The following is a 306-nucleotide window of genomic DNA, read 5'->3' on the forward strand; positions in this document are numbered from 1 at the left end:
GGCCGCGAGCGATATGCCGACGGTGTAGCGCGCCCATCAGAACCCGCGAGAGCATGTCCCGGCCCAGATAATCCGAACCGAGCCACAGTCCCTGGCGCATCGGGCCGAAATAGTCGTCGTCGACGATGTCTCCAATCGGGTGGGGGATGACGTAGGGCGCGAAGATGGCGACAAGCGTCCACGCTAGGATGACCAGCGAGGCCACGACGCCCACGAGGTTATAGCTGTGGCCCAGGAGGGACCGTCGGGAGGATACCGCGCGCGCCATCGTCATCTGAGCCTCGGGTTGGACATGATGGCGACGAT

General features: G+C 64.4%; 1 pseudogene. It reads right to left on the reverse strand.

From position 1 onward, the window contains the following. Positions 1-274 (reverse strand): annotated as a pseudogene (locus EN861_RS34825) (ABC transporter permease); the annotation flags it as partial. Positions 275-306: the final 32 nt, after the last annotated feature.

Source organism: Mesorhizobium sp. M8A.F.Ca.ET.218.01.1.1 (assembly GCF_004791165.1).
Classification (GTDB): Bacteria; Pseudomonadota; Alphaproteobacteria; order Rhizobiales; family Rhizobiaceae; genus Mesorhizobium.